The sequence below is a fragment of the Pectobacterium brasiliense genome (assembly GCF_013449685.1).
Classification (GTDB): Bacteria; Pseudomonadota; Gammaproteobacteria; order Enterobacterales; family Enterobacteriaceae; genus Pectobacterium; species Pectobacterium brasiliense_A.
Genome location: NZ_JACDSF010000019.1, coordinates 1 through 19,521, shown reverse-complemented (window position 1 = coordinate 19,521; position 19,521 = coordinate 1). Strand labels below are relative to the sequence as shown.

Sequence of the window (19,521 nt, the reverse complement as noted above, 5' to 3'; positions counted from 1 at the left end):
TGCCACGTAGATTTACGGGTACAAAGGTGGCGATCGCAGCAACAATGATCACAAGGATTACTTCTATGGGTTTTCTTACCGGTAAGCGCATTCTGGTAACAGGTGTTGCCAGCAACCGTTCTATTGCCTACGGTATTGCACAAGCAATGCAGCGCGAAGGTGCCGAACTGGCGTTCACGTATCAGAACGAAAAATTGAAAGCACGCGTTGAAGGCTTTGCCAGCGAACTGGGTTCCAGCATCGTTCTGCCGTGTGATGTCGCTGAAGATGCCAGCATCGAAGCACTGTTTACCGAACTGGCTAACGTATGGCCGAACTTTGATGGCTTCGTGCACTCCATTGCTTACGCACCGGGCGACCAACTGGACGGTGACTACGTTGATGCCGTTACCCGTGAAGGTTTCAGCATTTCTCACGATATCAGCTCTTACAGCTTCGTCGCGATGGCGAAAGCCTGCCGTAAGATGCTGAACCCGAACTCTGCGCTGGTTACCTTGTCCTATTTGGGTGCTGAGCGTGCCATCCCTAACTACAACGTAATGGGTCTGGCAAAAGCGTCTCTGGAAGCGAACGTTCGTTACATGGCGAATGCGATGGGTGCTCAGGGCGTGCGCGTTAACGCCATCTCTGCGGGCCCGATTCGTACACTGGCTGCATCCGGCATCAAAGACTTCAAGAAAATGCTGTCGCATTGCGAAGCTGTTACGCCAATCCGCCGTGTCGTTACCATTGAAGACGTGGGCAACTCTGCTGCGTTCCTGTGTTCCGATCTGGCAGCCGGTATCTCCGGTGAAGTCCTGCACGTTGACGGCGGCTTCAGCATCGCTGCCATGAACGAGCTGGAACTGAAGTAAGTCATCAAAAGTAGCCTATCTCTGATAGGCTACTTTCTCTAATTCAAATATCCCGACTCCTATTTATTATTCCTCTTAGTCTTTGGCTGTGAATTTCTGCTTTATATCTAATATCTGATTCAGTATGCCCAGATACTGTTGAAGTATCGTACAAAACAACAGGGTCGATATAGTGCATTTGAGCATATTCCGCCGACATCTTTATAGGCATCAATATACTTTCCATTAACGGATCGCTATTTCCTCGTGCGAAATTATATTCAGGCTGACCAACGGTAAGACTGGGTAATAGCGTTTTATCTTTAAGTTTATCGCCTTTTGAACCATAGGCGAATTGATAGGTAAAAACCAGATCAAACCAAACTTTCAAAATAGCAGGCATATTGTACCAATACATGGGGTATTGCAGAATAATCAGTTCATGGCGTAATAAGGCAGCCTGTTCTTCTTTTACGTTAATTTTGTAGTCAGGATTTAGCTGAAAAATATTACGTATTTCCAAGTCAATAAGACCCTGCTGTAATTCAGTTACAATGGTTCTATTTGCTATAGAGTTATCGATATCTGGGTGTGCCAGTATGATTAATGTCATACAATCTCCATTAATAACAGCTCATAGCTATCAAAATGATAGCTTTCGTGGTAAGTTTATCGCGTCGGTTGTCATTGACAATAACTATCAGGAACGATAGTGGAGATAGCATGAAGAAGAAAATCACTAAAAATGCAGCTTGTAAGGTATTTTTGGATGACAAAATCTATCCTTGCCCAGTTAGCATGGTGATGGATTTAATCGGTGGAAAATGGAAAGGCGTTATTCTCTACTATTTGAAAAACAGCAATAAAAGATTCAGTGAATTGCGCAAGGATATTCCTCACATCACTGAAATGACGTTAAGTTTACAGCTTAAGAAACTCGAAAAAGATGGGCTGATCACACGAGAAGTTTTTGGTGATAAACCGCCGCTCAAAGTTGTTTATTCCCTTTCCGAGTTCGGGCAATCATTTAAACCCGTACTTGAGGCGATTTCTCTATGGGCAGATACTGAAATAGTCGAAATTTAATATTTTACATGGAGTGTTATATTTTTATTCAAAAAGTCTGTGCAAACGACTGTTTTATTGAGCAATTGTTAAATGGGTGGATTAGCGCAAATAAACGCTATATTGAACTATTAAACAGAACAGATTGTTGCTGGTGGTACAATGAACGCACGAATGTCAGCGTTCTCGCTGGGCGGCGTGGTCATTAGGCTGGACGGCGATTGAAGAATACCCGTCAGGCAAAAAAATAAAGGGTGATACAGGAGAAAACCCTGATAGCGATACAAGAAAAGGCCGAGTTGATCTTTATATAAAAAATGAATTGGAAAGTATTGCCCTTGAGGCTAAGCAGATATGGCACAACCTAGATGAAGATATAAACAATGATATCTGTTATATCGATTATGCACGCAGCGATGCTGGATATCTAATAAAACAAGCAAATCGCCATTTTGCGGCAACATTTATGGTTTTCTACACGAAAGAAAACCTAAACGCATTCATTCTCGAAAAGCGTATCACTGCCACCATTAATTATACGATTAAAAACATCAGCAATGATGTCATCTCCTATACCTATCTTATTGATAATAAATCCCCATTTATGAATGAGGCAAAATCTTACTATCAAAGCGTTGCCTTGATATTGGAACAGGTTCAGCTGAACCCAGAGATTGATTAAGCGCGTTGCTGGATACTACGGTGATGTATTTCCAATGTTCAACATACCATCACCGAATAATCCTTATCCAATAATTCAAACGTATAATCCCGCTGCGAAGAGAAAATAATCTCTCGTGCTTTTGTCACAAATATCGCTTCGATATCCGGCTGGTTTTGTAGAAAGGTAATGCCTGCGCTGACGCCCATGCCATAAAGCAGCGTGGTGTAGATATCACCGTCGAGAGAGTCGTTCGAGATAACCGTGACGCTGTGCAGCTCATTATCCAGCGGATAACCCGTCCGGGGATCGAGAATATGATGATAGATACGATCGTCCACGGTAAAAAAGCGTTCATAGACGCCGGATGTCACCACGGATTTGTTCTTCACCTTAATGATGCCAAGCAGGCTATCGCGATCCGCGAAGGGCTTCTGCAACCCGACGCTCCATAGCCCTTGCTCATCCGTCAGTGCGCTGCCGATAGCCAGCACGTCCCCCCCCAGATTGATCAGCGCATCCTGAATCGCATGTTGATGCAGAACGTCCCGGACGATATCGGCAATATAACCTTTCGCAATCGCGCCCAGGTCGATCTCCATTCCGGCACTTTCTAGCAACACGGCGCAGTCCTGCTCTCTGAGAATAATGCGTTCGGGATGCGTTAATGCCAACGCCCGTTGTATTGACTCGTGGTCAGGCACCGTGCTGCCGCTAAAACCGATTTTCCATAGTTTCACGACAGGGCCAATCGCAACATTAAAGCCGCTGTTTTCAATCAGACTGACCGCTTTGGCGCGCTTAATCAGCTCAAAGACCAACGGGCTGACCGGAACGTATTCTTTCCCAGCCGCATGGTTGATGCTCATCACTTCCGACTGCGCTCGATTAACGGTTAGCCGATCTTCGAGCTGTTTGATGCGTTGGAAAACCTGCCTGACGGCGGTTTCATCATGGACAAACAGTTTGAGCAGAATGGGGCTGCCCATCAGGTCAACGGAATAGACGTAGGCGTTATTGACAGAAGGCATACGGTGACTCCCATGATCGAATGGCGGTATAGAGAGGAAACGGTGGGAAAATCGCGAGCGCCCTTTGAGACGCCCGCCATCAGCCTTACTCTTTTATCACGTTCTTTTCTATCACTTATTCTGCGACCAGTATCGGCTGCTTTTCAGTCGTTTTCGCCGCCGCTTTCGCAAACTTTGGCTTACGCGCTTTCGTTGGAAAAACGTCGGAACGACGCGGTGCCCGCGCATAGGCCGCAGCCTGCATCCCCGCCTGAATGCCGAAGATAATAATATCCGCCACGGCGTTGCCGCCAATGCGGTTCGCCCCGTGAATACCGCCAACCACTTCCCCCGCGGCATAAGCCCCGGAGATCGTCTCTTTATAGCGGTTCAGCACTTCCGCTTTCTCGTTGATGGTGACGCCGCCCATCGTGTGGTGTACGCCCGGTGCTACCTTAATCGCGTAGTACGGCGCTTGATTCAACGGATCGCGCATCCCCGTGGTACGGCCAAAGTCTTCATCGTGTTTGTCGGCGATAAAGGCATTGTAACGTTCGAGCGAGGCGTGCAGCGCAGCGGGCGGCATATCGAGCTTGTCGGCCAGTTCAGCGACGCTGTCCGCGCTGACGGTCAGCCCTTGTGCGACATATTCTTCAACTGCACGGTTGCGGTTTCTGACCTGCTCGTCGAACAGGATGTACGCGTACTCTTCCGGCAGGTTGACGATGGCGGACGAGACGTTATCCCGCGTCTCCATTTCGTTAAAGAAACGTTCTCCACGCTGCGACACCAGAATGGCTCCGCCGCCGCGAATAGATTCGGAGATCAGATAAGACGTCGTCTGTTCAACCGTCGGATGGGTTTGAATTTCCCCCATGTCCACCGTATCTGCGCCGATCTGTTCCAGCAGGCGAATGCCGCCGCCCGTTGCGCCTTTATGGTTGGTGGTGACGAAGCCTTTCAGGTCTGGGCGGTATGACTCCACCATCGCCTGATTGGCACTAAAACCGCCTGTGGCAACAATCACCGCTTTTGTCGCAATCAGGCTTTCTTCGTGCTCATCATTGACGACTCTGACGGCGGTCACTTTGCCCTTCTCTTGCACAATCTCCGTCACCGACGTTTCCAGCAGCACCTCAATATTGTATTTATTGAGGTTCTTAATCAGGCCGCTGACCAGATAGCCGCCCACCGCAGCCCCATTGGCAGGGCGATGCGTTCTGTCAACGCTCATGCCGCCCGTTGTGGTGATATCGCTAAGCTCAATATCGTGCTGCGCCAGCCAGTTAATCGCGTCAGGCGCGTGCTCGACGAAATATTGCACCAGCGCCGGGTTATTCTTCTGCTTTCCACTTTTCAGCGTTTCGTCATAGAACAGCGCCTGGCTATCTTCAATACCTTTATTTTGCTGGAAGACAGTGCCCGCCGCGTTCATACCGGCAGAGGCCTTGATGGTATTGCCGCCGATGACGGGCATCTTTTCAATGACGATAACGCGCGCGCCCTCTTCGCTGGCCTGAATCGCCGCCGCCAGACCCGCACCGCCGCTGCCAATCACCACCACATCCGCTTCACGACGCGCGTCTGGGTTACCGCCGTCGGCAATAATGGCGTCTTTGCTCGATTTCACCATCGCTTTGGTAACGGCTTTTTTAATCGCTTCACTCTGCGCCGTTGCACCCGTTACGGCATCAACGTGGGGACTATTGGTATCCAGAATGCGTTCACGGATAATTTCAAAACTGATTTTTAGCGATTCATCCATTTCGCTATTCTCCAGCGCAATATCGGCGACCCGATTCTGCTCAAAATGAACATGAATTCGCAGCTCGCCACATTCATCCTGAACGTTTTCCTGATAAACCCCGGATTTAAATTTTTTGCCGGTTAAATTCACGTCCCGAATCATGGCTTCAACTNNCAACTAATGAAAAACGCCACAGCGGTTCAGGAATCGTTAATGCTTCACGTTTATCGCTGGCAATATAGAGTTCGAGCTTTTCCTGTTCGGCAATACGATCCGTCCAGTCTGGATAAGCAATACAGGCTCTGCCGACGGCAATCAGGTCATAACCATTTTCCAGCGCTGCATCGGCGTCTGCCTGATTGACAATATCCCCTACGCCAATAACCGGAATCGCCGCTAATGTCGCGGAACGGCGGGCAACATATTTTTTAATCAGCGGCGTCGGGTCATCTGTTTCGACAATGGACGCGCGCAGAATATTGCCCATAGAGAAATGAACGTAATCCAGCCCGCGCGCCGCTAATTTTTCCAGCAAATAGAGTGAATCATCAAAATGAATGCCGGGTTCTTCGATCTCTTCCGGCGAGAAACGATAGCCGATAATAAAGGCAGGATCGGCGTATTTATCCGCGACCTCATGAACGATATCCAACACCGCCAGCGGGAAGGCCGCGCGTTTGTCACGGCTGCCGCCCCATTTATCTGAGCGTTGATTAGAGTGTGGAGAATAGAACTGTTGGATCAGGTAGGTATTCGCGCCGTGAATTTCCACACCATCGAAACCCGCCTGAATGGCACGATGAACGGCATCGCCAAACTTGCCGATCATGGCGTCAACCTCGTCGCCCGACAGCGCCATCGGAACGATGGCACCCGCGCGCGGCGCGGCAATAGCACTCGGCGCAACCGGCGTCGCGCCACCGATAAAACGCGGTTCGACCATCCGGCCGCCGTGATAGATTTGCAGGATCGCCGTCGAACCTTTTTCTTTAATCGCCGTCGCAATTTTGGCCAGCCCGGCAATTTTGTCGTCGTGGTCTATTCCTATCGCACCGGGAAAAGCCAACCCTTTGTCATCAATAAAACAGCATTCCACAATCACGGTACCAATGCTGCCTGCTCTGGCCTGATAATATTCCACCAGCTCTTTGGTCACGCTCCCATCGTAAAACCCACTACAGGTGGTCATGGGTGCCATCAGTACCCGATTTTTCAGCGTCGCGCCGTTGGGGAGTGTAAAAGCGGCAAATAGATCATGGTGATTATTCTTCATAGCGAATACTCCACTTAAAATAGAAACTCTGTTCGCAAATGAATCAGAAGCCGCCATGTTTGTTTTTATTAATTCTTTTGGCTGATAATTTGCGAACTTATTACTTACCAAGTATCTATTTTTTTTGATGTTATAAAATGTTTTCTTACTATTTAAACTATTTTGTAGATCCGCTTTTATTAAGGGTATTCGCACAACTCTTTTTTATATTTAATATTCCATTCACTTCGTTAACATTTTCTTATCCTGAAAATAACCAATCGAATATTATTGATATTCTGCATAACAAAAAAACGCCCCGGTAAACAAATAAGACCGGGGCGCAACAGGAAATAAAATGGGATGGCTATTGGTGTTGATAGGTATTCGTGTGGACGCCGTTAATGTACAACTGACGCTGCTCACCCGCCGGCAATCGCAGTGTCGCGTGCCGCCAGGCAGGCTGATATCGCCCTTCCGATGTGAACGTCACGTCAATACGCTGGCTATCCGCACGGATTTCCCAGCGTAGCCACAGCGCGTTTCCTTCACGCCATTGCCACGTCTCGCCATCGTCCTCAAACAGCAGCCCGCAATCCGTACCGCCTGCGGCAGGAGGAAAGAGTAGAAACTCACGCTGATCATCTTCATGTGGGCTGACGTGCGCCTTTCGCCACGACAGCGGGATCATCGCGCCCGCGCGAACCAAAAGCGGGAGACGTTCCAACGGCGCATCCAGCACGATAGTCTGTCCGCCGCTGAACCACTGGCCGGAATGAAAATCGTACCAGCCTGACGTATTCGCCGGCAGGTACACCGTGCGCTGGCGCTGCCCCGCTTCAACCACGCTGGCGACCAGAATATCTCGTCCCAGCATGAAATCGTCGGTTTCTTCCAGCGTCGCGCTGTCCTGCTCGTGGTCGAGGAACATCGGGCGCAGCATCGGCTCATCGTCCGCGCTGGCCTGCCACAGCAAGGTGTAAAAATACGGCAGCAGACGGTAACGAAGCTCAATGGCGCTGCGTATCGCGGGCGTTACCGCGGGGTACATCCACGGTTCGTTCACCGTATGGTCGTCATTCCAAGAATGAATGGTGAAACGCGGGTGCATCACGCCGTTTTGTACCCAGCGCACAAAAAGTTCGGCGTCCGGCTTATCGCCCGAAAACCCGCCGACGTCGTGCCCGACATTAAACAGACCGGACAGGCTCATCCCGATTCCCATCCGCGTGTTGTAACGCAGCGTCTGCCAGTTGGTGCGGTTATCGCCGCTCCAGGTCTGCACGTAGCGCTGCATTCCCGCACAGCCGGAACGCGAGATCAAATAAGGACGCAGCGTCGGCGCAAAGCGCTGCTGTGCCTCCAGCGAGGCGCGCATCATCAGCAACGGCATCAGTGGGCGAATGTGTTTGATCGCCATCGTGTCGCCGAATCCGTGGCAGCGGGCTTCGCCATCCCAGACTTCATATTCGTTATTGTCATTCCACGTCGAATCAATCCCTTTCTCCAACAACTGCCGGGTGACGTTCTCCTGCCACCACGCCACCGTTGCCGGGTTAGTGAAATCAAGATGTGAACCTTCATCGTCCCAAAAGCTGGAGCGTTCTGGCACATCGGCTTCGGAATCGAGGATAAATAGCCCCTGCGCCGATACCTCTTCATATTTGGGATGATCTTGCAGTAGACAGGGCTTGATATTGGCAGCCAGCTTGAGGCCCGCATCGTGGAAGGCCTGCGACATCACCTCCGGCTGGGGGACTTTGTCGTAGTTCCAGTTAAACACATAGCGCTTATTGTTAATCGACGTGTAGCCCGATGAGAGTTGGAACGAATCACACGGAATATGGTGCTCACGACACAGCGCGATAAATTTCATCAGCTGCTGCTGCGCATCGGGCGCGTCGGTGTAATGCATGGTGGAACCGCTATAGCCGAGGCTCCACTTTGGCCCAAAGAGCGTTTTACCCGTCAGGCGCACGAACGCTTTTGTCACATCCAGCACGCGCGGCCCGATGAACAAGTAATAGTCGAGATCGCCCGCTTCCGCCTGATAACGTCGATAAGCCAGATGATAGTTATCGATTTCATTGCCGAGATCGAGCCAGGTCGTGCTCAGGTTATCGTAAAACAGGCCGAAGCTGACATCGTCGCGTCGGGTAATGGTAAACGGGACATGCTTATACAGCGGATCGGTGCTCGCCGCGTTGTAGCCCATCGCATCCAGATTGCGAAACTCAAATCGCTGTCCGGTGCGTTCAAGATCGCCCGCCTTCTCGCCCAGACCGTAATAACGCTCTGTCGCGAAACGGCGCTGATAATGCGCCACGCCGTCACCATGCGGGTTCAGCAGATAGGCGCTGGTGGGGCGATCGGCGGCAAACGGCTGCCATTCGCCCTGTTCATTGAGGTACTCCCATGCCAGCCACAGCGGTTGATGAATCGTAATTCGCATCCGCGCGGTGCTGATGCGCAATGCATCGTCCAACTGTTCCAGCGAAAATCCCGGCAGGCTAAATCCCTCACTACTTTCGCGGCTGCGCCCCTGCCAGGGAACATCCTGCTGCGGCGCGATGCTCCAGGTGCGGTTCAGCTTGAGTTCACCATTTTGTTTAACCAGCACGCGGGCCAACATCGGTTCCAGCACGTACAGACGGAAAACATGTTTATCATCCACCAACAGCTCAACATGATCGGCGCTCTGATGACGAAACACCCAATTTTTCAACGTTTTCATACAGCGTCCTTTTCAGGAAAAAATAAATGAGCCGTTATGCCTGCGACCGCGTTTTTCCACGACGTTCAGCAATAAATGCGATCAGGAAGATGGCACCGATCAGATCGAAGAATCCCATCGCGACAAACAGCGGGTTAAACCCAATTTTGTCGGCGGTGACGCCAATCAGCAGCGAGAACAGGAAGCTGGCAATCCAGGCAAACGAACCGCGCATCCCGTTCACGGTTGCCATCTGCCCTTTATCGAACGATTCCACCACCAGTGCGCTCAACATGCAGGAAATCACCTGATGACCAAACCCACCGATGGAAATCAGCAGAATCGCCACCCACGGATCTTTACTGATGGCCACCAACGCCAGCGACAGCATCAGAAACGCGCCCGTGACCGAACTCGCCACAATCGAGTTAACGCGCGAGCAGCCGAACCAGCGGGTATAAAGTCGGGTGAGATAGCCACTGGCAATACTGCCCAGATCGGCGGCAAGAAACGGCAGCCACGCGAACATCGCAATTTGTTTCAGATCCATCCCGCGTTCATTCGCCAGATAGAGCGGCACCCAAAAGCTGAGCACGGCCCACGCGGGCTCCGCCATAAAGGCTGGAATCGCGATACCGTAAAAGCGTTTGTTTTTTGAGACCGTTTTCAGTGCGGTGAAGAAAGGCAGTTTGACCGGAGGCGCCTCATTGTCCTGACGGATGAAATCCAGTTCCTCTCGGCTTAAATTCGGGTGATCTTCGGGGTTGTGGTAGAACAACCACCACAGCGCCACCCACAGCAGCGCCAGCCCACCGCTGAACATAAACGCGCCCTGCCAGCCCAGATAGGCATGCGCCACAACGATAATCGGCGGTGCCAGCATCGCACCGATGGAGAAACCGACACCGGCCCAACCTGCCGCAACCGGTCGTTCCTTTTTAGGGAACCACTCGCCCAGCGTTTTGGCATTCGCCGGTGTCGCTGCCGCTTCTGACGCGCCCATAAAGAAACGCAAGATCGCCAGATGCAGCCAGCTTCCCGCCCCTGCGTGGAAGATACACATCAGCGCCCAAATCACCGCGCAGATCATAAAGCCCATTTTCAGACCGATGACATCGATCAGCCAACCGCAAATCGGCTGGAAAATGGTATAGGCCAGTTGGAATGCACCGACAATCCAGGAATATTGCTCGGTGGTAATACCCATACTGGTTTTCAGTTCTGGTGCCAGAATGCCCAGCGAATTACGGGTGATGTAATTCACAGTAACGCCGAGCAGGAACAGGCTCAGCACCCACCAACGCAGGTTTCTGAATGTCCGTTTACCTTTGGTAGCGATGGAGGACGAATTGATGTCGAGACTCATGGTGACTCCTTTACAGGAAGTAGGGTGACATTGGTCTGATATCTCGACGGCATTTTTGTATTTATAGCCTATCGAGCAATCAAACCATTTTCATATCATTGTATTTATTGAGTTAAATCCTGTTTTACTGCCTCTAGCCACTGAAATTGGTTTACCAAATCGAGAGTAGAACAATTGAAAATCGTGAAACACTCACTTTTTTGAAAACATTTTCATGCTATGGTCAAAATGCAGACAAAAACCTGCCTATCGCGCCTGAAAATAGGCAACAGATAGCCATGAAAACTTTGTCATTTTCGAAGGTGAACGGGATCACAAAATGAAAGGAAACCTGAAAATACGCGAAATTGCGCAGCGGACGGGCTACTCGATCAGTACGGTTTCACGCGTGCTATCTGGTAAGTCCAATACTAGCGAACAGGCCAAAACGGACATTCTCAACTGCGCCCGTCAGTGCGGCGTACTGGCCGATCTCGCCAACGGCCGTCTGCTCTTGAACGGACTGACCATTTTTGCCCCACCGCGCGCTTTTGATATTCGGTCCGACATCTTCTACCACAAGGTGGTACAGAGCATCATTGATGCCCTGAAGCCGCACGATGTGCGAGTGCGCTACTGCGGGCTGGAGGAAAATGACAGCGATGCGGCGCTATTTTTAGACAAAATGCGCGATCCGGCCACGGAAGCGGCGCTGCTGATCGGCATCGACGATCCCTATATTCACGCGCTGGCGGCGGACAGCGGCAAGCCCTGCATATTGATTAACTGCATTGACCGTAAGATGCGATTGCCGGGTGTGGCGCCCGCACATCGCTTGATAGGCGAGTTCTCCGCCCACTATCTTTTCGAGCAAGGGCACCATACTGTGTTGACGCTGCTGTGCCTGCGTCGCTACACGATGGAGCTGCGTCTGGACGGGATTCGGGATGCCTATCAGCACCATAATCTGCCGTTTTCCTCTGAGGATAATTTTCTGGCGTTGGATAATTTCAGCACGACAGATGCCGAACAGGCGATGACGACCTTTTTAGCCCGCTGCCCGCGAGATAAATGGCCTACGGCTATTCTCGCAGGCGGTGATTTCATTGCGGTCGGGGTGGTCAATGCGTTGACCAAAGCAGGACTGCGCGTGCCGCAAGATGTCTCGGTGATGAGCATGGATGGCTTCAATCTCTCGGCCATTCACGATGTCCCGCTCACATCGGTACATGTGCCACGTGAGGCGCTGGGCGAAGAGGCCGTAAGGATGTTGCAATATCGCCTGATCCGCCCCGAAGCCCCTCTAGGCAACTTGCTACTAAACGGTACGCTGGTGGTTCGCCAATCCGTGAGACGTCTGCGCGCCAGTAAATCAGTGGCGCCGATACAGGATGAAAGCCTCTACGACTGAGCCTGCAACCACACCTGCGCCGCGTCAAAGAAGTTCTGCGCCAGCGGCGTCGCTCGGCCAGCCTGAGCGACAACAACAGCCGCACGACGGCGCATCGGCGGAAATTGAAGCGGTCGCAGCGTTAACGCAGGTGTCATGTCCGGGATCAGGCTGCCGTGGGGAACAATGCCGCATCCAAGCCCGACATAGGCACTTTGGATCAATTGCAGAACAGAAGAACTTTCCACCTTGACCCACGGCGAGATGCCCATTTCGCGGAAATGGCTATCCAGATAGCGGCGGAAGTAGCGGCTGGCTTCCGCCAAACAAAGTGGCACGTCAGAAAGCGCAGCGAGAGGCAGCGGCGTCTCCCCTACCAGCTGTGGGAAATGGTGCGGATGGAACAATAGATCAACGCCCTGCTCCGTCAGCGGCGACGCCTGAAAGTGCAGCTCCTGTAGCGTCGAAAACTCAAAAAAGCCGATGCCGACATCCACCGAATGCGCATTCAGCGCTTCCAGCAACTGATCCGCACTGAACAGCGAGATCTGAAAATCCAACTGCGGGTAAACCTTGTTTACCGCTGCCAGCAGGCTCGACAGCGCGATACTGCTTTGCGGCACCGTGCCGATGCGTAATACGCCGCTCACACCGCGTTTCAGCGACGCCACTTCCAGCTTTAGCCCCTGATAAACCGAGACGATTTCCCGCGCCCAGGCCAGCACGCGCTCGCCTTCGGCGGTAAAGCCTTCAAAATTGTTACCCCGATTGATTAACGCCAGATCCAGCTCCCGCTCCAGATTTTTCAACCGCATGGAGAGCGTTGGCTGACTGACAAAACTGGCTTCCGCTGCCCGGCCAAAATGGCGCTCTTTCTCCAGATTGCACAGGTATTGCAGTTGCTTAATATCCATCGTCAGACTCTGTAGTGGGTAAGCCCGGAGTATATACCGATAAACCGCCTCTATCCCACCATAGCCGCATTTGATTAGACGCGATCGCCGACGGCACCTAAACTTCCCTCAAGAGCAAATATTTAAAATTTTGTTCACATAAAAAAACATCATCACCTGCGGAATGTCTATGAAATTCAAACCATCCATCAAGCCATACCGCAATGCGGCTGGCGGCTGGGGCTCGTTGGAAGCCACCACGCGTTTTGTTCTCGACAGCAAGCAAGCGCTGAAAAATATCCGAAACTTGTTGCGGGTCAATAAATCGAAAGGATTTGACTGCCCCGGCTGTGCCTGGGGGGATGACAACAGCAGCACGTTCAGCTTCTGTGAAAACGGCGCGAAAGCGGTCAGTTGGGAAGCGACGCGCAAAGCGGTCGATCTGGATTTTTTCGCCGCCCACAGCGTCACGACGCTACGCCAGCAAAGTAACTATTTCCTGGAGTATCAGGGCCGTTTAACCCACCCGATGCGCTACGATCGTGCCAGCGATCGCTATGTCCCTATCAGTTGGGACGCGGCGTTTGCGCTGATCGCTCACCATATCGGTAACATGGCACACCCCAATCAGGTCGAGCTTTATACGTCTGGCCGTGCCAGCAACGAAGCCTCTTATCTGTATCAACTTTTTGGCCGCATGCTGGGCACCAACAATTTCCCTGACTGTTCGAACATGTGTCATGAAGCGAGCGGAATCGGTCTGAAACAGAGTATCGGCGTCGGTAAAGGTACTATCCGGCTGGATGATTTCGAACACGCTGACGCGATTTTCGTCTTCGGGCAGAACCCTGGCACCAATCACCCACGCATGCTGCACAGCCTGCGCCATGCCGCCGATCTCGGTACGCACGTCGTCTCGTTTAATACGCTACGCGAACGCGGTCTGGAACGTTTTGCCAATCCGCAGAACCCGCTGGAGCTACTCACGCCGCTGTCTGGTACCATTAGCGAAACCTACCTGCAACCCAATCTGGGCGGCGATATGGCCGCCGTACGCGGCATGGTCAAAGCGCTGCTGGAAACGCATCGCCAGCGCCTGTCCGCTGGGGAAGCGGGCTTATTCGATCAGGATTTCTTGTCTACGCATACCCAACAGGTGGACGAGTACCTTGCGGTGGTTGATGCCACAAGCTGGCAGAAAATCGAACAGCAGTCCGGCCTGAGCGAAGCGCAGTTGCGCTATGTGGCAGCAATTTATCAGCAGTCGCCGCGCGTGATTTGCACCTGGGCGATGGGGATTACCCAGCACAAACATTCCGTCGCCACCGTGCGGGAGATCGTGAACCTGCAACTGCTGTTCGGACAGCTAGGAAAGCCGGGCGCGGGGCTGTGTCCGGTACGCGGTCATAGCAATGTGCAAGGCAACCGCACCATGGGGATCGATGAGAAACCGACGGCCGCGTTTCTCGATCGTCTGGCCGCACATTATGGCTTCACACCGCCTTACGCAGCAGGCCACAACACGGTAGAAGCGCTGGAAGCGATGCTACGTGATGAGATAAAAGTACTGATCGCGCTGGGCGGTAACCTCGCCGCTGCCGCACCGGATTCAGCACGTACCGAAGAAGCACTCAGCCGCTGCGACCTGACGGTGCACATAAGCACCAAACTCAACCGCAGTCATCTGGTGACCGGCAAAGTCGATGCATTGATTCTGCCGACACTCGGCCGTACCGATCTCGATATGCAGGCCAGCGGCCCGCAGTTTATTACCGTCGAAGATTCTTTCAGCATGGTGCACGCGTCACAGGGCGTCGGGCAGCCGCTTTCGCCGTTGCAGCGCTCGGAAACCGCGATTGTGGCCGGGATTGCCAACGCGGTGCTCGGTCATGAAAAGCTCGACTGGCTGGCGCTGGCGGACGATTACTCACGTATTCGTGACCATATCGCCGCGACGATTCCCAACTTTACCGATTTTAATGCCAACTGCGACCTGCCGGGCGGATTCTATCTCGGTAACGCTGCCGCCGAATTGCACTTCAGTACCCTCAACGGGAAAGCGCAATTCAGCCATGCCGCGCTGCCCGATACGCTGTTTCCGCAGCTACAAGGCAGCGATGTGCCCTTTACGTTGCAAACCCTGCGCTCACACGATCAGTACAACACCACGATTTATGGTCTGGATGACCGCTATCGCGGCGTGTACGGGCAGCGAGAAGTGCTGTTCATGCATCCGGATGACATCAGCGCGCTGGGGCTGGAAGACGGCGATCTGGTCGATATCGAAACACTGTGGAATGACGGTATTACGCGTGTCGTCAACGGCTTCAAGCTGGTGAGCTACGCGATTCCGCGCGGCAATCTGGCAGCCTACTACCCAGAAACCAACCCGCTGGTGCCGCTGTCCAGCTTTGGGGATGAAACGCACACGCCGACCTCTAAATCGGTGCCGGTTGTCGTTCGTCGCAGTACGCAAGCAGCGTCTCTGCTCCGTATCGCTTAAAAACCTGCCCAGTAGGCGGCAATTCATAAACATAAATGACGCTGTCGTGCCGTGAAATCAGTCGCGTGCACGGCAGGTGGATACATTCCAATCAGCGTTGACTTTACTCGGGTTTCTCCGCGCTTCTGCTGCCGTTCGGCACCCATGCTACCCCCGATTATTCTTGCCGCCAGCACCCGATTCGAGTAAAACTGTGAGTGGCTAATTGAGCTACTCACAACCGTATTTCTGGACGCTATGTTTCAAGATAATCCGCTGCTTGCACAGCTAAAACAGCAACTTCACTCTCAGACACCGCGTGTTGAAGGTGTCGTCAAAGGCACCGATAAAGGATTTGGCTTTCTTGAAGCTGACGGACAAAAAAGCTATTTCATTCCCCCTCCGCACATGAAAAAAGTGATGCACGGTGACCGGATTACCGCCACCCTGCATACGGAAAAAGAGCGGGAAATTGTCGAGCCAGAAACGCTGATCGAACCCTTCCTTACCCGATTTGTTGGGCGCATCCATAAAAAAGACGACCGCTTATCCATTACGCCTGATCACCCGCTGCTGAAAGATGCCATTCCTTGCCGCGCCGCGCGCGATGTCACGCACGATTTTCAGGAAGGCGATTGGGCCGTAGCAGAAATGCGCCGTCACCCGTTGAAGGGTGACCGTGGATTCCATGCTGAACTGACGCAGTACATCACGACGGGCGATGACCCGCTGGTGCCATGGTGGGTGACGTTGTCACGTCATAATTTGGAGCGCACGGCCCCAGAGGTTGAAGCGACGGAGCGCCATGATGGCGAACTCGTCCGTGACGATCTCACCGCGCTGAGTTTTGTCACTATCGACAGCGCCAGCACTGAAGATATGGACGATGCGCTATACGTGCAGGACAACGGGGATGGTTCGCTGCAATTAACCATCGCGATTGCCGATCCGACCGCGTATGTTGCGGCAGGTAGCGAGCTGGACAACATTGCACGCCAGCGCGCCTTCACCAACTATCTGCCTGGCTTTAACATCCCGATGCTGCCGCGCCCGCTGTCGGACGATATCTGTTCCCTGCGCCCGGATGAGCGTCGCCCTGTCCTCGCCTGCCGCGTGACGATTGCCGCCGACGGTGCGCTGGGTGACGACATTCACTTCTTTGCTGCCTGGATCGAATCCAAAGCCAAGTTAGCGTATGACAACGTCTCTGACTGGCTGGAAAATCAAGGCGAATGGCAGCCGCAAAACGACGCGATTGCTGAACAAATTCGTTTGCTGCACCGCCTCTGTCTGGCTCGTAGCGAATGGCGTACCACCCACGCGCTGGTGTTTAAAGATCGCCCAGATTACCGCTTCCTGCTGGGTGAGAAAGGCGATGTGTTGGATATCGTGGTTGAACATCGCCGCATTGCTAACCGTATCGTTGAAGAATCCATGATTACGGCCAACGTCTGTGCGGCCATTGTGCTGCGCGATAAGCTGGGCTTCGGCATCTATAACGTGCATAACGGCTTCGATCCTGCCTCGATCGAACAAGCGGTTGCCGTGCTGGATACCCATGGTGTTCAAGCTGACGCTCAAGCGCTGTTGACGTTGGAGGGCTTCTGTACGCTGCGCCGCGAGCTGGATGCCCAGCCGACGCAGTTCTTGGACAGCCGCATTCGCCGCTTCCAGTCTTTCGCGGAAGTCAGCACAACGCCGGGGCCACACTTTGGTCTGGGGCTGGAAGCCTACGCTACCTGGACATCGCCGATCCGTAAATACGGCGACATGGTGAACCACCGTTTGTTGAAAGCAGTTATCACCGGACAGGCTGCGGAAAAACCGCAGGACGACGTCACGGTACAACTGGCCGAACGCCGCCGCCTTAATCGTATGGCTGAACGTGATGTTGGCGACTGGCTGTACGCTCGCTACCTCCGCGACAAAGCGGGTACCGATGTGCGCTTCGACGCGGAAATCATTGACGTCACACGCGGTGGTTTGCGCGTTCGCCTGCTGGATAACGGCGCAGTAGCATTTATCCCGTCCTCCTTTATCCATGCCGTGCGCGATGAGCTGGTGTGCAGTCAGGAAATGGGCACCCTCTCAGTGAAAGGCGACGTGGTTTATCGTCAGGGGGATACGCTGGACGTGGTCATCGCTGAAGTGCGTCTGGAAACACGCAGCATCGTGGCAAAACCTACCGCCTAAGTGCCATGCCGCCGAGCCATCTCGGCGGACATGCAACCCTCATCACAGGAGTGTTCACGATGAAGAAAATGACAATCGGTACATCCGCGATACAGGCTTCCAACATTGCGTTGGGCTGTATGCGAATGGCGAAGAAAAGCACGAGTGAAGCGGCTGACATCCTCAATGCTTCCGTCGAAGCAGGCATCGATTTCTTCGATCACGCCGATATCTATGGCTCAGGGTTGTCAGAAGAGATTTTCGCCGCCGGTTTACAGAAGACTGCCATCCGCCGGGAATCCATTTTTCTGCAATCCAAATGCGGCATTCGTCAGGGCTTTTTTGACTTCTCTAAGGCGCACATCATCGCGTCCGTCGAAGGTAGCCTGAAACGCTTGAAAACGGACTATCTTGATACGCTCCTGCTGCACCGCCCGGACACGCTGTTCGAACCCGATGAAGTCGCGGCCGCTTTCGATGAGTTGGAAAGCAGCGGAAAAGTACGCCATTTCGGCGTCAGCAATCAGAACCCGTTGCAGATTGAGCTGCTGAAGCAATCCGTACGCCAGCCGCTGATCGCCAATCAGTTGCAGTTCAGCATCATGCACACGGGCATGATTGATGCCGGCTTTAACGTGAATATGACAAACCCCGCATCGGTGAATCACGATGGTGCGATTCTGGAATACAGCCGTCTGAATACCATGACGATTCAGGCCTGGTCGCCCTTCCAGTACGGCTTTTTTGACGGTGTTTTCCTCGATAACGAGAAATTCCCTAAGCTGAACACCACCCTTGATCGCATCGCCGAGCAACATCGCGTCACCAATACCGCGATTGCCACCGCGTGGATCTTGCGTCACCCTGCCGCGATGCAGGTGATTATCGGCACCATGAGCTCGGAGCGTATCCGTGACATCGAGGCAGCGTCTACCCTGTCGCTCAGCCGCGAAGAATGGTACGAAATTTACCGCGCCGCCGGAAACGTTCTGCCTTAAGAAAGGTGTTGTCTTCGGGGTTTGGGGGCCAATGGAACGAAAACGTACGCTAAGAAGATAATTCATTGTTTATATTGTAATTTAATGTTCTCAGTTCTCCCTTTAAAATATCCTCTGGTAGCGTGAACGTATAATGCCCCAGCATATTGATATGCCCGTGCATCAGTGGGGATAACCGGGCGATATCTTCAACCCCGGTTTCTTCTCCATTACTGCGCATCCAGCTCAGGGCTTCCTGCATATAAAGTGTGTTCCACAGTACCACTGCGTTAGTGACCAGGCCCAGTGCATCAAGCTGATCTTCCTGCCCTTCACGATAGCGCTTTCTGATCTCCCCACGCTGATTATAACAGATGCCCCGGGCTACAGTTTCTGCATATTGCTAAGGCGGTAAGTAGCCCCATTAATTATGTAACATAATTGTGAACATCTTCGCTTATTTGTGATTCCGGTGTGAAAATATCGTTTTTCTATGTTTTGTTTTCTCTGACATTAAATGGAGGTATTTATGGAAGATGTCAGCGTTTTGAATGAAACGATTTTCAGTGCATCAACGGAAAATGAACTGCAGGAACGATTTAAAGATATATACCAAAGTATTAATAATGAAAGTGAATATGATGATTCAGGTTCAGTCTCATTTTTGCCACTTTCAAGGCTGAACTCCCGTTCTGAACGGGCAGAAGCAAAGGACATCATTTCAGTTGTGATTGAAAGCGGATGTTTTACCAGTGGCCCCTATATCGGAGAAGTAGAAGAAACATTAAGAATATTTTATGGTGCTCATACCTGTATTTCCACCAGTAGCGGCACCGATGCGTTAAAAATAGCCCTTAAATCTGTTGGTGTAGGACCCGGTGATGAGGTCATTGTTCCTCTGAACTCCTTTGCTGCTACGGAAAATGCAGTGATGGCCGTGGGGGCCGTTCCGGTCTTCGGAGCCTGTAATTAAAATTGTGT

The 19,521-nt window shown here is 52.3% G+C and carries 12 protein-coding genes and 3 pseudogenes; 8 read left to right on the top strand and 7 right to left on the bottom strand.

Annotated elements, in window-relative coordinates; translation table 11 throughout:
- Positions 1-65 precede the first annotated feature (65 nt).
- Positions 66-854: an enoyl-ACP reductase FabI gene (gene fabI, locus H0248_RS09670; RefSeq protein ID WP_137739860.1), complete on the top strand. Its 789-nt coding sequence runs from the start codon at positions 66-68 to the stop codon at positions 852-854.
- 43 nt (positions 855-897) lie between these two features.
- On the opposite strand, the gene H0248_RS09665 is transcribed toward fabI, so the two are convergent.
- The gene (locus H0248_RS09665) at positions 898-1,446 is read right to left on the bottom strand and encodes an NAD(P)H-dependent oxidoreductase (RefSeq protein WP_180785780.1); all 549 of its coding nucleotides are present in this window, start codon (positions 1,444-1,446) and stop codon (positions 898-900) included.
- A 110-nt stretch (positions 1,447-1,556) separates the two neighbouring features.
- Between H0248_RS09665 and H0248_RS09660 the strand changes: the two genes are divergently transcribed.
- Together H0248_RS09660 and H0248_RS22130 are read left to right on the top strand one after the other, a co-directional pair.
- A complete protein-coding gene (locus tag H0248_RS09660; protein WP_005972448.1) occupies positions 1,557-1,919 on the top strand; it encodes a winged helix-turn-helix transcriptional regulator in 363 nt (120 codons plus the stop codon).
- A 301-nt stretch (positions 1,920-2,220) separates the two neighbouring features.
- Positions 2,221-2,580, top strand: coding sequence for a hypothetical protein (locus tag H0248_RS22130; protein ID WP_257981545.1), 360 nt, complete (start codon positions 2,221-2,223; stop codon positions 2,578-2,580).
- 38 nt (positions 2,581-2,618) lie between these two features.
- Here H0248_RS22130 and H0248_RS09650 read toward each other — a convergent pair whose 3' ends face one another.
- The 4 genes and pseudogenes from H0248_RS09650 to H0248_RS09635 all read right to left on the bottom strand — a co-directional run bounded on the left by H0248_RS09650 (position 2,619) and on the right by H0248_RS09635 (position 10,647).
- Entirely contained in the window at positions 2,619-3,590 is a 972-nt protein-coding gene (locus H0248_RS09650) for an FAD:protein FMN transferase (protein ID WP_180785779.1), read from the bottom strand.
- Positions 3,591-3,705: 115 nt separating this feature from the next.
- A pseudogene (locus H0248_RS09645) lies at positions 3,706-6,589 on the bottom strand (flavocytochrome c).
- A 346-nt stretch (positions 6,590-6,935) separates the two neighbouring features.
- Complete coding sequence (locus tag H0248_RS09640) at positions 6,936-9,302, bottom strand: glycoside hydrolase family 31 protein (RefSeq protein WP_180785778.1); 2,367 nt, start codon at positions 9,300-9,302, stop codon at positions 6,936-6,938.
- Positions 9,303-9,336: 34 nt separating this feature from the next.
- Positions 9,337-10,647 carry an MFS transporter gene (locus H0248_RS09635; protein ID WP_180785777.1) on the bottom strand — a complete coding sequence of 437 codons (1,311 nt, stop codon included), beginning with the start codon at positions 10,645-10,647 and terminating at the stop codon, positions 9,337-9,339.
- 319 nt (positions 10,648-10,966) lie between these two features.
- On the opposite strand from H0248_RS09635, the gene H0248_RS09630 reads away from it, so the two are divergent.
- Positions 10,967-12,037, top strand: coding sequence for a LacI family DNA-binding transcriptional regulator (locus tag H0248_RS09630; RefSeq protein WP_180785776.1), 1,071 nt, complete (start codon positions 10,967-10,969; stop codon positions 12,035-12,037).
- Here H0248_RS09630 and H0248_RS09625 read toward each other — a convergent pair.
- Positions 12,028-12,930 carry a LysR family transcriptional regulator gene (locus tag H0248_RS09625; protein WP_180785775.1) on the bottom strand — a complete coding sequence of 301 codons (903 nt, stop codon included), beginning with the start codon at positions 12,928-12,930 and terminating at the stop codon, positions 12,028-12,030. The two genes, H0248_RS09630 and H0248_RS09625, sit on opposite strands and share 10 nt — an antisense overlap.
- Before the next feature lie 169 nt (positions 12,931-13,099).
- Between H0248_RS09625 and H0248_RS09620 the strand changes: the two genes are divergently transcribed.
- From H0248_RS09620 to H0248_RS09610, 3 genes are all read left to right on the top strand, one after another.
- The gene (locus H0248_RS09620; protein ID WP_180785774.1) at positions 13,100-15,412 is read left to right on the top strand and encodes an FdhF/YdeP family oxidoreductase; all 2,313 of its coding nucleotides are present in this window, start codon (positions 13,100-13,102) and stop codon (positions 15,410-15,412) included.
- A gap of 237 nt (positions 15,413-15,649) precedes the next feature.
- Entirely contained in the window at positions 15,650-17,584 is a 1,935-nt protein-coding gene (locus tag H0248_RS09615; protein WP_180785773.1) for an exoribonuclease II, read from the top strand.
- Between the two features lie 59 nt (positions 17,585-17,643).
- Positions 17,644-18,561 (top strand): aldo/keto reductase, encoded by a 918-nt coding sequence (locus H0248_RS09610; RefSeq protein ID WP_180785772.1) that lies wholly within the window; start codon positions 17,644-17,646, stop codon positions 18,559-18,561.
- Positions 18,562-18,610: 49 nt separating this feature from the next.
- On the opposite strand, the pseudogene H0248_RS09605 reads toward H0248_RS09610, so the two are convergent.
- Positions 18,611-18,928: pseudogene (locus H0248_RS09605) on the bottom strand (Tn3 family transposase); the annotation flags it as partial.
- Positions 18,929-19,069: 141 nt separating this feature from the next.
- Between H0248_RS09605 and H0248_RS09600 the strand changes: the two are divergent.
- Positions 19,070-19,498 (top strand): annotated as a pseudogene (locus H0248_RS09600) (DegT/DnrJ/EryC1/StrS family aminotransferase); the annotation flags it as partial.
- Between the last annotated feature and the right edge of the window lie 23 nt (positions 19,499-19,521).